Here is a 15,626-nt window from a genome sequence, read left to right on the forward strand (position 1 = left end):
GTCCGGGCCGACGCGGACGCATCGGCTCGGACTCCGCGACGGGTTCGTGACGCGGCCGAGCACGACGAAGGAGGACACCGATGAACTACCGGTCGACAATGATCCGGGCGGCACTGTTTCCCGTGCCGCGGCACCCCGAGTTCCTTCTCTGGGTCGTCCCCGTGTGGGAGCGAAGGCGCGTCAGTAACCGGCGGGCAACGCGGCCAGCATATCCCGCGTCACCGCGACGGCATTGTCGGAACTACCGCCTTTGACCAGCAGCGTGGCGAACGCCATGTCGCCGCGGAAGCCGACGAACCAGGAGTGCGACCCGCCGTCGACTTCCGCCTCGCCGGTCTTGCCGTACACCTCGCCCTGATCGGCGATCCGCTCCGCCGTGCCGCCGACGACCACCTGCCGCATCATCGCGCGCAGTCCTGCGACGACGTCGGGCGCGAGAACCGTACGGTCTCCGTCGACCTGGGTGGGCCGTCCCACGATGAGGTAGGGCACGGGCGCCGAGCCGTTCGCGATGGTTGCCGCCATGAGCGCCATGCCGAACGCGCTGACCACCACTTTGCCCTGACCGATGCCGTCCTCGGTGCGCTGGATCAGGTCGTCGGTGGGCGGCACCGATCCGGAGATCGTGGGTAGCCCCACCACCGAATAGGCCGGCCCCACACCGAGCTTCGCGGCGGCCTCGTGCAGCGCCCGCCCGGGCAGCGCACTGGCGAGTTTGGCGAACGAGGTGTTACAGGACCGCTCGTAGGCCGTGGACATCGGCACGTTGCCGACCGTGAACAGGTTGTAGTTGGGGATGGTCCGCTCGCCGATGACGATCCGGCTCGGGCACGGCAACACCGTGTCGGGTGTCGCGAGACCGTTCGACATGGCCGCGGCGGCGGTCACCGTCTTGAACACCGAGCCGGGCGGATACTGGCCGATCGTCGCGATGGGACCGTCCCGGTCGGCGGCTTTGTTCTGCGCCACCGCAAGAATCGCGCCGGTCGACGGCCGCAGCACCACCATCATGGTCTGCTCGGTGCGCTGCCGCACCGCGCGCTGGGCGGCGATCTGCACGTTGCGATCGACGCTGAGCGAGAACGACGGCGCGGGCTGCGAAGGCACCTCCATCAGCACGTCGGTGTCGGCGCCGTTGGCGTTGATGGTGACCACGCTCCAGCCCGCCTTGCCGTCCACCTCCGCGATCACCGTCTTGCGCACCTGGGTGAGCAGATCGGGCGCGAATTCCCGATCGGTGGCCACCAGATCCCACTGCTGGGTCAGCGTGACGCCGGGCAACCCGATCAGATCGGTGATCACCTGGCCGGATTCGACTTCGTTGAGCAGGGCGACCGTGTAAGTGCCCCGCGCCGCCTCCGCCGCGTCGAGAATCGACTGCGGCGTCAGCGACTGGTCGAAACGATGCAGCGCGGCGGCCAGCGCGGTGGCCACCGTCGCGGGCTCGGCGGCGTCCGCCACGGCGAACGCGACCCGGGACACCTTGCCGGGCACCATCACGTCACTGCCGGACTGCTCGTTGACCCGCGATCTCGGGGGCGGATTGGACCGCAACGTCATGGTCTGGGTGTCGCCGAGTTTGGGGTGGATATTGGTGGAGGTCCAGCGGACCATCCAGCGACCCGTGCTGCGGCCCATCTGCAATTGGCCCGAGTACTTCCAGATCCGATTCTTCGGCAGCCGCCACTCGTAGGTGTAGTCGACGGTCGCGGTGTCGCCGGTCACGCGCGCCGCGCCGGTTCGCGCGGTGAGCTGCTCGGCCTGGAGCTGGTCCCACGCGGAACGCAATGCGCCGGTCGCTTTCTCCGGCAGATTGGTGAACTCCGCGGCCGCGCTCACCCGGTGCTCGGCGAACGCTTTGACGAACGCGTCCGCGGCGGGAACGGGGCCCTGCGGCTCGCTCGCACAACCAGCCGCGGCCACCGTGAGGGCCACGGCGGCGAGCGAGACGAGCATGCGAGTCGACATCGGCACCGATCGTAGTAGTCACTGACCGGCAAACGCCTGCGGCACTCCGCGATTCGCCGTGCCGAAGTGCACGCTCAATCGACCAGGACGGTGGCGAAGGTCGCGATCTGCCGGAATCCGACCCGGCTGTAGGCACGGCGGGCGATCGCGTTGTAGTCGTTCACGTACAGGCTCGCGGTGCGGCCGGAGGCGACCACGGCGTTCGCGACGGCCGAGGTGCCCGCGGTGCCGCGTCCCTTGCCCCGATGGTCCGGATGCACCCAGACCCCTTGGATCTGGCCCGTGCGCCGCGACAGCGAGCCGACCTCGGCCTTGAACACCACTTCCCCGTCCTCGAAACGGGCCCAGGCACGGCCGGATTCGATCAAGCTCTCGATCCGGCGGCGATAGCCGCGGCCGCCGTCGCCCGCGCGCGGGTCGACACCGACCTCCTCGATGAACATGGCGATCGCGGCCGAGAGGTAGCGGTCGAGTTCGTCGCGGCGCACCCGGCGGACCTCCTGGTCGGGTGTGGCCAGCGGCGGCTGGGCCAGCGCCAGTAGCGGCTGTTCCCCGCGTAGCTCACGTTCGGGACCCCAGTGACCGGCCAGCATCTCCCACAGCGGCAACGCCAGTTCCCTGCGGCCCACCACCGAGGAACAGATCCGCGGCCACCGGATCGCCCGGTCGGCGAACGCGCGCAGTGCGTCCCGGTCGCCGAGCAACGGAACGAGATTCGCACCCGAGAAACACAGTGACTCAGCGGGGCCGCCCCTGGACCAGAGCTCGCCCTGCCCGCACCGGGTGTCCAGGCCGAACTCCTGCAATCGGGCCGCGACCATGCACGAAGCCACCGGATCGGCATCCAGCACACGCAGCACCTGGGCAAGGTCCCGATTAGCGAGCTGCCGCGCAGGGGCGTATTTGGCCCGTCGCGCCGGCTCCAGCAGACTCCGCACGATCACAGCCTGCCACGAACCGGCGCGATGCGGTACGTCTCCACGCAAAGCCGTGGGAGGCGACGGCTCAGCTGACGGTGACGACCGGTTCGCCTGCGGCGGCGTTCTCACCCATCTCCTCGGCGATGCGCATCGCCTCTTCGATGAGCGTCTCCACGATCTTCGCCTCCGGAACGGTCTTGATGACCTCGCCCTTGACGAAGATCTGGCCCTTGCCGTTGCCCGAGGCCACGCCCAGATCGGCTTCGCGTGCCTCGCCGGGCCCGTTCACGACGCAGCCCATGACGGCCACCCGCAGCGGAACCGCCATGCCCTCCAGACCGGCGGTCACCTCGTTGGCCAGGGTGTACACATCCACCTGCGCACGCCCGCAGGAGGGGCACGACACGATCTCCAGTTTGCGCGGACGCAGGTTCAGCGATTGCAGGATCTGACCGCCGACCTTGACCTCCTCGGCGGGCGGCGCGGACAGCGAAACGCGGATCGTGTCGCCGATGCCCTCGGCCAGCAGCGCGCCGAATGCGACCGCCGACTTGATCGTGCCCTGGAACGCCGGGCCCGCCTCGGTGACGCCGAGGTGCAGCGGGTAGTCGCACTGCGCGGCCAGCTGCCGGTAGGCCTCCACCATGATCACCGGGTCGTTGTGCTTGACCGAGATCTTGATGTCGCCGAAGCCGTGTTCCTCGAACAGGCTCGCCTCCCACAGCGCCGACTCCACCAGCGCCTCCGGCGTGGCCTTGCCGTACTTCTCCATCATCCGCTTGTCCAGCGAACCGGCGTTCACGCCGATGCGGATCGGGATGCCCGCGGCGCCCGCGGCCTTGGCGACCTCTTCGACCCGGCCGTCGAACTCCTTGATGTTGCCCGGGTTGACGCGCACCGCGGCGCACCCGGCGTCGATCGCGGCGAAGATGTAGCGGGGCTGGAAGTGGATGTCGGCGATCACCGGAATCTGAGATTTCCGCGCGATCGTGGCCAGCGCGTCCGCGTCCTCTTGACGCGGGCAGGCCACTCGCACGATGTCGCACCCCGACGCGGTGAGTTCCGCGATCTGCTGCAGGGTGGCGTTCACGTCGTGCGTCTTGGTCGTGGTCATGGACTGCACCGAGATCGGGTGAGCGCTGCCCACCCCGACATTGCCCACCATCAGCTGGCGGGTCTTACGCCGTGGAGCGAGCACTGCCGCGGGAGCGGCCGGCATTCCCAATCCGATTGTGCTGGTCACCTTCGGCTGCCTACTTTCATCGTGTCCTGCCGGTTCGGTGCCGAGTCTAGCCTTGGCGCACGACGCCCACCCTGTGACAGCAACGACAAGGCTTCCCCGGTGTGACCGCGACAGACTACGTCGCGAACCGAATCGCCCGGCCATCGCCCCCGGTCAGAACAGTTTGATCGGGTTGATGATGTCGGCGGCCAGGGTGAGCAGCATATAGGCGCCGCCGATCACCACGACGACATAAGTCGCCGGCAGCAATTTCAAGTAGTTCACCGGCGCCGCGGGAGCGAGCCCCTTCCAGCCGCGGATGGTGTTACGGATCTTCTCGTAGACGACCACCGCGATATGGCCCCCGTCCAACGGCAACAACGGCAGCAGATTGAAGACGCCGAGGAAGAAGTTCAGGCTGGCCAGCACGAGGATGAAAATGTTCCACAGGCCGCGTTCGGCGGTCTCGCCACCGATCTTGCTGGCGCCGTAGACGCTGACCGGGGTCTCCGGGTCGCGCTCACCGCCGGTGATCGCGTCCCACAGCGAGGACACCTTCGCGGGCATCTGGGCCAGCGCGTCGACAGTACGCACGAACATGTCCCCGGTGAAGGTGACCGCGGCGGGAACTGCCCCCAGCAAGTCGTACTGCACGGGTTCGTAACGCTCCCGCCCTACACCGATGGCGCCGACCTCGCGACCCGCGCCACCGCCCTCGGGGTAGCGGACAACCCGCTCCGGGGTGACGGGGATGCTGAGGGTGCGGCCGTCCCGCTCGACGACGTAGGTGAACGGGCCGGTCTGCTTCTGCGTCTCGGCCTGGAACTCCCGCCAGGTGTCGACCTTGACGCCGTTCACCTCTTTGACGATGTCACCGCGCTGCAATCCGGCGCGCTGCGCGGGGCCCGTGCCCGTGCACGGCAGGGTGGAGCCGTCCGGATTCTGCTGGGCGACGCAGCTCATCTCGCCCAGCGCGGTGGCGGGCGGCTCTTTCAGGTTCGGCAGGCCCCACCCGACGGCGAGCACCACGATCAGGAGGAACCCGAGGACGAAGTTCATCGCGATGCCGCCGGACATCACGAGCAGCCGCTTCCAGGTGGCCTGCCGGTACATGGCGCGATCGAGTTCTTCCGGGCGCAATTCGTCCAGCGCCGTCATGCCCGCGATGTCGCAGAAGCCGCCGAGGGGAAGAGCCTTGAGGCCGTATTCGGTCTCACCGCGGCGGAACGAGAAGATCTTCGGTCCGAATCCGATGAAATACCGTCGCACCTTCATGCCGGTGGCCTGGGCGGTCCACATGTGCCCACATTCGTGCAGCGCGATCGACACCGTGATGCCCAGCGCGAACAGCACGAATCCCAACGCGAACACCATTTGCTCTACGACCCTCCTGCGTTTGCGCAGCTCGTCTATCCCGCACGCACGCGTCCGCTCCTGGCCGCGAGCACTCTGATCACCCTAACCGGACAGTGATCTGTCCTGTGTGTTCAGTGTGCCAGGACCCCGTCGCTGCGCGCGTCCGATCCGTCGCCGAACGGTTTCAGTCGCGTACCCGAGCGGCGGCGAACTCCCGCGCCCAGCGGTCCGCGGCGAGGACCTCGTCGAGCGAATCCGGCTCCGCACGCCACCGTTCGGCGGCCTCGACGGCGGCGGCCACTGTGCGAACGATCTGCGGGAAGCGGATGGCGCCGTCCAGGAAGGCCTGCACCGCGACCTCGTTGGCGGCGTTGTAGACCGCGGTGACGCTGCCGCCCGCCTGCCCGGCCGCGCGCGCGAGCTCGACGGCCGGGAAGACGTCGTTGTCGACCGGCTCGAACGTCCAGGTGCACGCGGTGCCGAAATCGCAAGCGGCGGCGGCGCCGGGCACCCGGTCCGGCCAGCCGAGCGCCAGCGCGATGGGCAGCTTCATGTCCGGCGGGCTGGCCTGGGCGAGCGTGGAGCCGTCGGTGAAGGTGACCATCGAATGCACGATCGATTGCGGATGCACGGTGACGTCGATGCGGTCGTAGGGGATGCCGAACAGCAGGTGCGTCTCGATCAGCTCGAGCCCCTTGTTCACCAGCGAGGCCGAGTTCAGCGTGTTCATCAGCCCCATCGACCAGGTGGGGTGCGCCTTGGCCTCGGCGGGCTCGACCGAATCGAGCATCTCGGTGGTCCAGCCGCGGAACGGGCCGCCGGAGGCGGTCAGCACCAGCCGGTCGACTTCCTCGGCGCGACCGCCGCGCAGGCACTGCGCCAGCGCGGAATGCTCCGAGTCGACCGGGACGATCTGCCCCGGAGCGGCGGCGCGGGTGACCAGGGAACCGCCCGCGACCAACGATTCCTTGTTGGCCAGGGCGAGCCGGGTGCCCGACTGGAGGGTGGCCAGGGTCGGCTCCAGTCCCAGCGAGCCGACCAGCGCGTTGAGCACGACGTCCGCTTCGGTGCGGCGCACCAGTTCGGTCACCGCCCCCGGGCCGCCCAGCGGCAGGTCCAGCCGCTGGGCGGCGGCCGGATCGGCGACGGCGACATTGCGCGTGCCCGTGGCGGCCATCTGGGCGGCGAGCAGCTCGGTATTGCCGCCGCGCGCGGCGAGTCCGACCACCTCGAAGCGGTCGGGATTGGCGGCGATCACCTCGAGCGCTTGGGTGCCAATGGATCCGGTGCTGCCCAGCAGCAGGACTCTCACGATGTCGGACACGACTTCATTGTGTCCTACCCGGCCGAACGCGTCCGACGGGCGCGGGCCGACTTACAACGACACACCGTCGTATGTCACGATATGCGGCAGTAGCTCATCGAGTGCGTACCGGAATCGCGGTACAAGTAACAGCTAAGGAGCGATCGTGGCCGCCACGGAACTCGAACACGCCGACACCGAGCGCGTCGTCACTCGCGTGGACCCCGCCGAAGTTCCCTCCGCCGCCTGGGGTTGGAGCGGCGAGTCGCGTCGCACCTTCCGGATCGCGGGCTGGATCGTCGCGCTGATCCTGCTGGCCATGCTGGTCGGCAACCACAGCGGCAAGGTCGAGGACATCTTCTTGGTCGGCTTCGCCGCTCTGATCGCAGGCATCCTGATCCGCGACTCGGTGCTGCAGCGCAAGCCGCGCTAGTCTCATTCGTCCTGTACCGGCAGCAGCAGCCCGGTACCGTGTGCGTCCGGGGTCCGCGTCCCAACAGGGTCGCGGACCTCGTTTTCTGTTCGCACAAGACCCTTAGGACGCAATGATCAAGACCTGTTCGGCTGCCCTGCTCGTCGCGAGCGCGTTCGGCTCGCTGCTGTTGCTTCCCGCGGCGCCGGCGCACGCCCAGTCACCGGCGTGCGGCGCGGCCATCGCCGCGATCAACGCCGCCATCGACGAGTCCGGCGGAAATCTGGATCCCACCGTGCAGCAGTCACTGGCCGCGAAGCTCTCGGCCATCGAGGCCGAAGGCGCCGAGAAGGACGCCATCGCCGCCTACGCGCACGCCCTCACCGATGACAAGGTCGCGAGCATGGACCCGGCGACCGACGAACTGAACCGGGTCTGCAAGAGCTGACGAACGGACGGCGCGGATCCGCCGCGGTTCGCGCCGCCACCGGGCCGGCTAGCGCCCGCGGCGCCGGGCGGGCTTCTTCTTGGCAGGAGCCGGACGACCGCTCGTTTTCTTGGCCGGAGACTTCTTTCGCGGCTGGTTCTCCTCAGCGCGCGCCGGTGCGCGTGAACTGCGCTCGGAACGCCCGCGCACGACGCCGATGAAATCCTCGACCAGGTCGCTGGTGTGGCCGGTGCGCCAGGCCAGCGCTACCTCGGTGTCGGGAACATCGAGCATCGGGCGGTAGACCAGGTCGCGGCGGTGGTGCAGGCGAGCGAGCGAGTGCGGCACGATCGCCGCGCCACCGGCCGCCGCGACGAGTTCCAGCGCGGCGGCGATCGCGTCGACGTCCGAGGTGTCCTGCAGGCGCTCGTCGGACAGGTCGCCCATGCGTACCTCGTCGAATACCGACAGCGGGTGTTCCTTCTGCACCACCACGACCGGCACCTCCCGGTAGAGCGGAATCGCGCTCACGCCCTCGCGGTCGATCGGCAGCCGCACGAAGCACATGTCGACACGTCCCTCGCGCAACGCCGCTTCTTGGTCCGCCTGCGTCAGCGCGATCACCTCGAGCGAGGTTTCCGGAAACCGCTCACCCCAGATCCGGGTCCACTTGGACACGGTCACGCCCGGCACGAAACCCACGCGCAGGCCGGCCGAACCGTCCGGTTGTTCCTGCCCGCCCGACGATTCGGACCGCGAGATGATCTCTCGCGCCTGCTCCAGCACCGCATGCCCGTCGTCGGTGAGCTGGGTAGGTTGTGCCCCGGGTACGAAAAGCTTGGTGCCCAGCTCGTTTTCCAAGTCGATGACGGTGTGGCTCAGCTTCTGCCGTGAGATGTGCAGCGACTTCGCCGCACGCGCGAAGTGCAACTCCTGCGCGACCGCGACGAACCAGCGCAGGCGCACGACATCGATCGACTCCAACCGGCTCATTCGTGGAAGCGTAGGCCACCGCGTGGTCAGGACCCGCCGCGCCGCCCAGTACGCTGTATCGGTGAGCCCGGACAAGAAACCGCAGACGATGAAGCCGCTCACCGCGGCGAACAAGCTCGGCATCTACCTTCCGGCCGCGCCCGAGGAGTTCCGCAACGCGCCGATCACCCGCGCCCAGCTGGACGCGCTGCGCAACGATCCCCCCGAATGGCTCACCGAGCTGCGCCGCACCGGCCCGTTCCCCCGCGATGTGGTGGCACGCAAGCTCGGTGTCTCCAACACCGGTTTGGCCCGCGCCGAGGTCTCCGATGCCCTCACCGCCGACGAGATCAGCGCGCTGCTGGCCGACCCGCCGGAATGGCTTGTCCGGGAACGCGAGAACCTCGCGGCGGTGCGCGCGGAAAACGCCCGCGTCAAGGCGAAAGAAGCCGAACGCCGCGCCGCCACCAACCGCCCGGCGAAGAACCGCGGGTAGCGTTTCTCAGTTCTCCGCGGCCAATTGCCCGCAGGCGGCCGCGATCTCCTGACCGCGGGTGTCGCGGACCGTGCAGGGCACGCCCTGGGCGTTGACGCGGCGGACGAACTCCTGCTCGACCGGTTTGGGGCTGGCGTCCCATTTGGAGCCGGGGGTGGGGTTCAGCGGGATGACGTTGACGTGCACGCGGGAGCCGAGCGCCTTGTGCAGCTTCTCGCCGAGCAGGTCGGCGCGCCAGGGGTGGTCGTTGATGTCACGGATGAGCGCGTACTCGACCGAGACGCGGCGGCCGGTCTTGTCGGCGTAGTAGCGCGCCGCGTCGAGCACTTCGGCGACCGGCCAGCGATTGTTGACCGGGACCAAAGTGTCGCGCAGTTCGTCGTCGGGCGTGTGCAGCGAGACGGCGAGCGTGACCGACAATCCCTCATCGGCCAGCTTGCGGATGGCGGGAGCCAGCCCGACGGTCGAGACGACGACATTGCGCTGGGAGATACCGAGGCCGTCCGGCGCGGGCGAGGTGATCCGGCGTACCGCGGCGACCACCCGCTTGTAGTTGGCCAGCGGCTCGCCCATACCCATGAAGACGATGTTGGACAGCCTGCCCGGCCCGCCGGCCACTTCCCCGTCCCGCAGCGCGGCGGCCGCGGCGCGCACCTGGTCGACGATCTCGGCGGTGGACAGGTTGCGGTTCAGCCCGCCCTGACCGGTGGCGCAGAACGGGCACGCCATGCCGCAACCGGCCTGACTGGAGATGCACAGCGTCGCGCGGTCGGGGTAGCGCATGAGGACGCTTTCCAGCAGCGTGCCGTCACCCGCGCGCCACAGCGTCTTGCGGGTTTCCCCGGCGTCACACGCCACGTGCTTGACAACGCTCAGCAGCGGCGGGAACAGCGCGTCGCCGATCTTCTCCCGCACGGCGGCGGGCAGATCCGTCATCTGCGCGGGATCGGCCTGCAGACGCGCGTAGTACTGCCGGGCGATCTGATCGGCACGGAACTTCGGCAGACCCAGTTCCTCGACGGCCACCCGCCTGCCCTCGGCATCGAGGTCGGCGAGATGGCGCGGCGGCATGCCGCGACGCGGAGCGTCGAAAACCAGGGGCAGGGAGACGGTCATAGTTGCTCCATTCTCCCATTCGCGGCAACCGCCCCGTCACCCGACCACGTGCGGGCGGCCCGACATGCCCGGTTCGTCGCGGGCAAATGCCTGCGGCGGTGATAGCGGTCGGCCATGATCGAGATATGTCCACGCATGCCGAACATCCGCCGGAGCCGGATCCGGACCTGTCGCACCCTAAGCGCGCCTCGAGGCCGAGCGCTCCTCCGGCTACTACGACCAACAAATCGCTGTCTTCGCGCACCGGTTACGCCTGGAGCGGGCTCGTCACCGGCGTCCTGATCCTGGTCGTGCTGCTGGTCTTCATCCTGCAGAACCTGGAACAGATCCAAGTGCACTTCTTCTTCTGGAACTTCTCGCTGCCGCTCGGCGTCACCGTGCTGCTGTCGGTGATCGGCGGCGCACTCGTCATGGCCTCGGTGGGCGGCGTCCGCATCCTGCAATTGCGCCGCGCCGCCAAGAAGGTCTGACGCGCACGAGTCAGATCAGCGTGGAGAGCACCAGCCAGGAGACGAACGCCGAGGGAAGCATGGAGTCGAGGCGGTCCATGATGCCGCCGTGGCCCGGCAGCAGCGTGCCCATGTCCTTGATCCCGAGTTCCCGCTTGATCTGCGATTCGATCAGGTCCCCGCAGGTGGCCACCAGCACCAGGCCGACGCCGAGCACGACGCCGATCATCGAGTTGGCCTCCAGCAGCAGCGTCACCGTGAGCAGACCGCCGATCACGCTGAACACCAGCGAGCCGCAGAAACCCTCCCACGACTTCTTCGGGCTGATCGAGGGCACCATCGGATGCTTGCCGAACAGCACGCCCGCCACGTAACCGCCGACGTCGGAGCAGACCACCAGGATCATGAAGGTGAGCACCCGCAGGTTGCCGTCCGGCTCGAGCAGCAGCAGCGTGGCGAACGAAGCGAGCAGCGGGATCCAGGCCAGCGTGAACACCGTGATGGCGGTGTCACGCAAGAAGTTTCGCGGGGCCGTCTGCAATCCGTGATCGAACAGCCGCCACACCATACAGATCAGCGTGGTGGCGGCGAACGCGCCCGCGACGCCGCTGGCGCCGTAGGGCCAGCCGAGCCAGAACACCGCCTGACCGCCCGCGATCAGCGGGACGCGCGGGACGAGCACGTCGGCTTCGCGCAGCCGCTTGGCGACCTCCCAGGTGGCCACGCCGACACCGGCCGCCGCGACGCCGATGAACACTTTCGGCACGAACAGCAGGATCGCGATCAGCGAAAGGCCGAGTCCGAAGCCGACGGTCAGCGCGGCGGGCAGATTGCGACCCGCGCGCGAACCGCTCGACGCGGGAGCGGTGTGGGCGGCCGCGGCATCGGGTCCGGACGGCGCGGGGCTGCTTAACGGTTCATAACCGGACGCACCAGCATCGTGCGCGCGCTCCTGCATCGCATCGGCTGTCCCGTTCACCGGCGGCTCCTCTGGCGCACCGGTCGCGGCGGCGTTCTCGGCCACGATTGTCCCGTCGCTCAACTCGTCGTTCCGTTCGTCCCCCGCCCGGGCGGGCCCTCCGCTGAATCTCCGGCGGCACTCGCGATGGGCTGGGCCTCCTCCGGGCCCGCCCCGCCTGCCGACCGATCCGCGTCAGACCTCGAGCAGTTCGGCTTCCTTGTGCTTGACCAGTTCGTCGACCTGGCCGACGTACCTGGCAGTGGTCTTGTCGAGCTCCTTCTCGGCGCGCCCGACCTCGTCCTCCCCCGCCTCGCCATCCTTCTGGATACGCGACAGTTCGTCCATCGCCTTGCGGCGGACATTCCGGATGGCGACCTTGGCGTCCTCGCCCTTGCCCCTCGCCTGCTTCGCGAGTTCCCGGCGACGCTCCTCGGTCAGCTGGGGCACCGAGATCCGGATGATGTCACCGTTGTTGGTGGGGTTGACGCCGAGATCCGAGTTGCGGATCGCGGTTTCGATCGCCCCGAGCTGGCCCGCCTCGTAAGGCTTGATCACGACCATGCGCGGCTCCGGCACCGTGATGCTGGACATCTGCGTGATCGGGGTAGGCGAGCCGTAGTAGTCCACGACGACCCGGGAGAACATACCCGGATTCGCCCGACCGGTGCGAATGGTTCCGAGATCGTCCTTCGCTACCGAGACCGCCTTCTCCATCTTCTCCTCGGCGTCGAAGAGCGCTTCTTCAATCACGACCGTTTCCTCCACAGCGTCGTCATGTCATGATCCGCGGTCTGCGGGTATCAGGACCGAACCAGTGTGCCGATCTTCTCACCGGCGACCGCGCGGGCGATATTGCCCTTGGTCAACAAATTGAACACCAGAATCGGCATCTGGTTGTCCATGCACAAGCTGAAGGCGGTCGCGTCGGCGACCTTGAGGTCGCGCTCGATGACCTCTTTGTGGGTGATCTCGGAGTACATGGTGGCGGTCTCGTCGACGCGCGGGTCGGCGGTGAACACCCCGTCGACCGCCTTGGCCATCAACACCACGTCCGCGCCGATCTCCAGCGCGCGCTGCGCGGCGGTGGTGTCGGTGGAGAAGTAGGGCATGCCCATACCCGCTCCGAAGATGACCACACGGCCCTTCTCCAGGTGCCGCTTGGCGCGCAGCGGGAGGTAGGGCTCGGCCACCTGGCCCATCGTGATCGCGGTCTGCACCCGGGTGTCCACGCCCTGCTGCTGCAGGAAGTCTTGCAGCGCAAGGCTGTTCATCACCGTGCCGAGCATGCCCATGTAGTCGCTGCGGGCGCGTTCCATGCCGCGTTCCTCGAGCTCGGCGCCGCGGAAGAAGTTCCCGCCGCCGATCACCACGGCCACCTGGACGCCGGTGGCGACCACCTCGGCGATCTGCTCGGCGACCGTCTGCACGACATCCGGGTCGAGACCGACCTTGCCTCCGCCGAACATCTCGCCGCCGAGTTTCAGCAGTACCCGGCGATATCCTGGGCGATCGGTCCCCGGGTCCGTCATGGGTCTCCAGTCTCCTTAGGCGAGGGATTGTCGTTCTTCCGGCGATTCGGTGCGCACGGCAGGCGCCCGTGACGTAGAGCAAGGCGCAGCGGCATCTATCCTGCCTTATTCGGTTCGAGCGGCAGCAGAAGGCCCCCCGTCAACCGGCGTTCGTTCGGTCGGCGGGGGGCCCTGCACGCTGGGAGTGCGGCGACTCAGTTGGCGCCGACCTCGAAGCGGGCGAAGCGGGTGACGGTGACACCGGCCTCGTCCAGCAGCGCCTTGACGGTCTTCTTCGAATCGGTGACCGACGGCTGCTCCAGCAGCACGACGTCCTTGAAGAAGCCGTTGACGCGGCCCTCGGTGATCTTCGGCAGCGCGGCCTCCGGCTTGCCCTCCTCGCGAGCGGTCTGCTCGGCGATGCGGCGCTCGTTCTCCACGATGTCGGCCGGAACCTCGTCGCGGGTGACGTACTTCGCCTTGAGCGCGGCGACCTGCATGGCGGCGGCGCGAGCGGCCTCGGCCGCGGCGTCGCCCTCACCGGTGTACTCGACCAGCACGCCGACGGCGGGCGGCAGGTCAGAGGCACGCTTGTGCAGGTAGGTGGCGACCGGGCCGTTCAGCGAGATGACGCGACGCAGCTCGAGCTTCTCGCCGATCTTCGCGGCGAGCGCCTGCACGGCCTCGTCGACGGTCTTGCCGCCCAGGTCCAACGCCTTCAGCGTCTCCAGGTCGCCGGGCTTGGCGGTCGCCGCCACGGCGACGACCTGCTCGGCGAGCTGCTGGAACTCCGCGTTCTTCGCGACGAAGTCGGTCTCGGAGTTGATCTCGACCATGACGCCGTCCTTGGCGGCGACGAGGCCTTCGGCGGTGGTCCGCTCGGCACGCTTGCCGACGTCCTTCGCGCCCTTGATGCGCAGCAGTTCGACGGCCTTGTCGAAGTCACCGTCGGTCTCGGCCAGCGCGTTCTTGCAGTCCATCATGCCGGAGCCGGTCAGCTCCCGGAGCCGCTTCACATCGGCAGCGGTGTAGTTCGCCATTCTCGGCGAGCCTCCTTCGGAGAAGTGTGAGTGTTGGCAGCGGCGATCACGATGGCACTCGCTCGTGATCGCCGCCGAAACAGTGTCCGATCTGCGGCGTTCGCGGGCCCCTGCGTGGTTACGCAGGCTACCGCCTCCGGGACCGTCGCTCACGCCGCGGGGGTTACGAGTCTCAGGCCTCGGCCGAGGTCTCGGCGGCCTCGGCGCCGGGAGCGGCCTGCGCGAGCAGCTCCTGCTCCCACTCGGCCAGCGGCTCGCCCGCACCCGCCTCCGGCTTCTCGTCGCCCGCGGACGCGCCGGCGCGCGCCTGCACACCCTCGGCCACCGCGGAGGCGACGACCTTGGTCAGCAGGGCGGCGGAGCGGATCGCGTCGTCGTTGCCCGGGATCGGGTAGTCGACCAGGTCGGGGTCGCAGTTGGTGTCCAGGATCGCGATGACCGGGATGTTCAGCTTGCGCGCCTCGCCGACGGCGATGTGCTCCTTGTTGGTGTCGACGACCCAGATGGCCGAGGGCACCTTCTGCATGTCGCGAATACCGCCGAGGGTGCGCTCCAGCTTGTTCATCTCACGCGTCAGCATGAGGATTTCCTTCTTGGTGCGACCCTCGAAGCCACCGGTCTGCTCCATGGCCTCGAGTTCCTTGAGGCGCTGCAGGCGCTTGTGCACGGTGGAGAAGTTGGTGAGCATGCCACCCAGCCAGCGCTGGTTGACGTACGGCATCCCGACGCGCGTCGCCTCGGCCGCGATCGACTCCTGGGCCTGCTTCTTGGTACCGACGAAGAGAACGGTGCCACCGTGGGCGACGGTCTCCTTGACGAACTCGTAGGCCTTGTCGATGTAGGTCAGCGTCTGCTGCAGGTCGATGATGTAGATGCCGTTGCGGTCGGTGAAGATGAACCGCTTCATCTTCGGGTTCCAGCGCCGGGTCTGGTGTCCGAAGTGCGCGCCGCTGTCGAGCAGCTGCTTCATGGTTACGACAGCCATAGCTCCCGTATCTCTCTTTCGTTGCCGGTTGACGCAGCGAATCGGCGATCCGCTGCCCTGGCGCCGCCGAATCGTCGGACCCGACCACGAAGGTGGGGACCAGCCGACGATTCCCTGTTCCGAACACGCTGCCGCGAACCCGGATATCTCGAGCTCGATTCGAACAGCGCCGCTATGAACAAGCACGGGTGGCGCGCGAAGTCGGTCCATGCATGCACAGACCGCTCGCTCAGTTTACGGCCTTCGGGCACGCAGACCTAAACCGGTTCGATCGGCCCCCTTCGACCAGGCGGAACAGCGACTTTTCACAGGCGGGGAGGTTATCCACATTCCGTATATCGAGCCATCGGCGTCGCCGGAAACGCAGGAGGGTGGAGGCATGAAACCGATCTCCCCGACGATGACCTTCCTCGTTCCGCTGTTGTTCGTGCTCGGGGTCGTTACCGCACCGCCGGTCGGGGCCGAGACGCCCGCCGCGAAACCTGCGCCCG

The 15,626-nt window shown here is 68.2% G+C and carries 16 protein-coding genes; 4 read left to right on the top strand and 12 right to left on the bottom strand.

Annotation, left to right across the window (positions count from 1 at the left end; all coding sequences use genetic code 11):
- Window positions 1–180: 180 nt before the first annotated feature.
- The 5 genes from ON19_RS20500 to dxr form a co-directional block, all read right to left on the bottom strand.
- Window positions 181–1,968 carry a penicillin-binding transpeptidase domain-containing protein gene (locus ON19_RS20500; RefSeq protein ID WP_043695165.1) on the bottom strand — a complete coding sequence of 596 codons (1,788 nt, stop codon included), beginning with the start codon at window positions 1,966–1,968 and terminating at the stop codon, window positions 181–183.
- A 74-nt stretch (window positions 1,969–2,042) separates the two neighbouring features.
- A complete protein-coding gene (locus tag ON19_RS20505) occupies window positions 2,043–2,906 on the bottom strand; it encodes a GNAT family N-acetyltransferase (RefSeq protein ID WP_083899510.1) in 864 nt (287 codons plus the stop codon).
- A gap of 67 nt (window positions 2,907–2,973) precedes the next feature.
- Window positions 2,974–4,131, bottom strand: coding sequence for a flavodoxin-dependent (E)-4-hydroxy-3-methylbut-2-enyl-diphosphate synthase (gene ispG, locus ON19_RS20510; RefSeq protein WP_043695168.1), 1,158 nt, complete (start codon window positions 4,129–4,131; stop codon window positions 2,974–2,976).
- Between the two features lie 153 nt (window positions 4,132–4,284).
- The gene (locus ON19_RS20515; RefSeq protein WP_043695171.1) at window positions 4,285–5,484 is read right to left on the bottom strand and encodes a M50 family metallopeptidase; all 1,200 of its coding nucleotides are present in this window, start codon (window positions 5,482–5,484) and stop codon (window positions 4,285–4,287) included.
- Between the two features lie 166 nt (window positions 5,485–5,650).
- Window positions 5,651–6,790, bottom strand: a complete 1,140-nt coding sequence (gene dxr / locus ON19_RS20520; RefSeq protein WP_043695173.1) for a 1-deoxy-D-xylulose-5-phosphate reductoisomerase — start codon at window positions 6,788–6,790, stop codon at window positions 5,651–5,653.
- A 145-nt stretch (window positions 6,791–6,935) separates the two neighbouring features.
- Here dxr and ON19_RS20525 point away from each other — a divergent pair, with 145 nt between their 5' ends.
- Together ON19_RS20525 and ON19_RS20530 are read left to right on the top strand one after the other, a co-directional pair.
- The gene (locus ON19_RS20525) at window positions 6,936–7,202 is read left to right on the top strand and encodes a DUF2631 domain-containing protein (RefSeq protein ID WP_043695176.1); all 267 of its coding nucleotides are present in this window, start codon (window positions 6,936–6,938) and stop codon (window positions 7,200–7,202) included.
- Window positions 7,203–7,314: 112 nt separating this feature from the next.
- On the top strand, window positions 7,315–7,629 hold the full coding sequence (locus tag ON19_RS20530) for a hypothetical protein (RefSeq protein ID WP_043695179.1): 315 nt from the start codon (window positions 7,315–7,317) through the stop codon (window positions 7,627–7,629).
- A 48-nt stretch (window positions 7,630–7,677) separates the two neighbouring features.
- Here ON19_RS20530 and ON19_RS20535 read toward each other — a convergent pair whose 3' ends face one another.
- Window positions 7,678–8,601: a LysR family transcriptional regulator gene (locus ON19_RS20535; protein ID WP_043695182.1), complete on the bottom strand. Its 924-nt coding sequence runs from the start codon at window positions 8,599–8,601 to the stop codon at window positions 7,678–7,680.
- Window positions 8,602–8,662: 61 nt separating this feature from the next.
- Here ON19_RS20535 and ON19_RS20540 point away from each other — a divergent pair, with 61 nt between their 5' ends.
- A complete protein-coding gene (locus ON19_RS20540) occupies window positions 8,663–9,076 on the top strand; it encodes a DUF5997 family protein (protein WP_043695330.1) in 414 nt (137 codons plus the stop codon).
- 6 nt (window positions 9,077–9,082) lie between these two features.
- Here ON19_RS20540 and rlmN read toward each other — a convergent pair whose 3' ends face one another.
- Window positions 9,083–10,192, bottom strand: a complete 1,110-nt coding sequence (gene rlmN / locus ON19_RS20545) for a dual-specificity RNA methyltransferase RlmN (protein WP_043695184.1) — start codon at window positions 10,190–10,192, stop codon at window positions 9,083–9,085.
- 125 nt (window positions 10,193–10,317) lie between these two features.
- On the opposite strand from rlmN, the gene ON19_RS20550 reads away from it, so the two are divergent.
- A complete protein-coding gene (locus tag ON19_RS20550) occupies window positions 10,318–10,662 on the top strand; it encodes a LapA family protein (protein WP_043695187.1) in 345 nt (114 codons plus the stop codon).
- Window positions 10,663–10,672: 10 nt separating this feature from the next.
- On the opposite strand, the gene ON19_RS20555 is transcribed toward ON19_RS20550, so the two are convergent.
- The 5 genes from ON19_RS20555 to rpsB all read right to left on the bottom strand — a co-directional run bounded on the left by ON19_RS20555 (window position 10,673) and on the right by rpsB (window position 15,135).
- Window positions 10,673–11,599 (bottom strand): phosphatidate cytidylyltransferase, encoded by a 927-nt coding sequence (locus ON19_RS20555; protein ID WP_051169116.1) that lies wholly within the window; start codon window positions 11,597–11,599, stop codon window positions 10,673–10,675.
- A gap of 195 nt (window positions 11,600–11,794) precedes the next feature.
- Entirely contained in the window at window positions 11,795–12,352 is a 558-nt protein-coding gene (gene frr, locus ON19_RS20560) for a ribosome recycling factor (protein ID WP_043695332.1), read from the bottom strand.
- 50 nt (window positions 12,353–12,402) lie between these two features.
- Window positions 12,403–13,131 carry a UMP kinase gene (gene pyrH, locus ON19_RS20565; RefSeq protein ID WP_040780648.1) on the bottom strand — a complete coding sequence of 243 codons (729 nt, stop codon included), beginning with the start codon at window positions 13,129–13,131 and terminating at the stop codon, window positions 12,403–12,405.
- A gap of 194 nt (window positions 13,132–13,325) precedes the next feature.
- Complete coding sequence (gene tsf / locus ON19_RS20570) at window positions 13,326–14,150, bottom strand: translation elongation factor Ts (protein ID WP_043695194.1); 825 nt, start codon at window positions 14,148–14,150, stop codon at window positions 13,326–13,328.
- Between the two features lie 172 nt (window positions 14,151–14,322).
- Complete coding sequence (rpsB, locus tag ON19_RS20575) at window positions 14,323–15,135, bottom strand: 30S ribosomal protein S2 (RefSeq protein WP_043695197.1); 813 nt, start codon at window positions 15,133–15,135, stop codon at window positions 14,323–14,325.
- Window positions 15,136–15,626: the final 491 nt, after the last annotated feature.

The sequence above is a fragment of the Nocardia abscessus NBRC 100374 genome (assembly GCF_000308455.1).
Taxonomy (GTDB): domain Bacteria; phylum Actinomycetota; class Actinomycetes; order Mycobacteriales; family Mycobacteriaceae; genus Nocardia; species Nocardia abscessus.

What these genes read in the sequence shown, in the direction of transcription:
- ON19_RS20500 (WP_043695165.1), bottom strand. Translation starts at nt 1,968, where the DNA reads ATGTCGACTCGCATGCTCGTCTCGCTCGCCGCCGTGGCCCTCACGGTG.
- ON19_RS20515 (WP_043695171.1), bottom strand. Translation starts at nt 5,484, where the DNA reads ATGGTGTTCGCGTTGGGATTCGTGCTGTTCGCGCTGGGCATCACGGTG.
- ON19_RS20530 (WP_043695179.1), top strand. Translation starts at nt 7,315, where the DNA reads ATGATCAAGACCTGTTCGGCTGCCCTGCTCGTCGCGAGCGCGTTCGGC.
- ON19_RS20535 (WP_043695182.1), bottom strand. Translation starts at nt 8,601, where the DNA reads ATGAGCCGGTTGGAGTCGATCGATGTCGTGCGCCTGCGCTGGTTCGTC.
- rlmN (WP_043695184.1), bottom strand. Translation starts at nt 10,192, where the DNA reads ATGACCGTCTCCCTGCCCCTGGTTTTCGACGCTCCGCGTCGCGGCATG.
- ON19_RS20550 (WP_043695187.1), top strand. Translation starts at nt 10,318, where the DNA reads ATGTCCACGCATGCCGAACATCCGCCGGAGCCGGATCCGGACCTGTCG.
- ON19_RS20555 (WP_051169116.1), bottom strand. Translation starts at nt 11,599, where the DNA reads ATGCAGGAGCGCGCGCACGATGCTGGTGCGTCCGGTTATGAACCGTTA.
- pyrH (WP_040780648.1), bottom strand. Translation starts at nt 13,131, where the DNA reads ATGACGGACCCGGGGACCGATCGCCCAGGATATCGCCGGGTACTGCTG.
- tsf (WP_043695194.1), bottom strand. Translation starts at nt 14,150, where the DNA reads ATGGCGAACTACACCGCTGCCGATGTGAAGCGGCTCCGGGAGCTGACC.
- rpsB (WP_043695197.1), bottom strand. Translation starts at nt 15,135, where the DNA reads ATGGCTGTCGTAACCATGAAGCAGCTGCTCGACAGCGGCGCGCACTTC.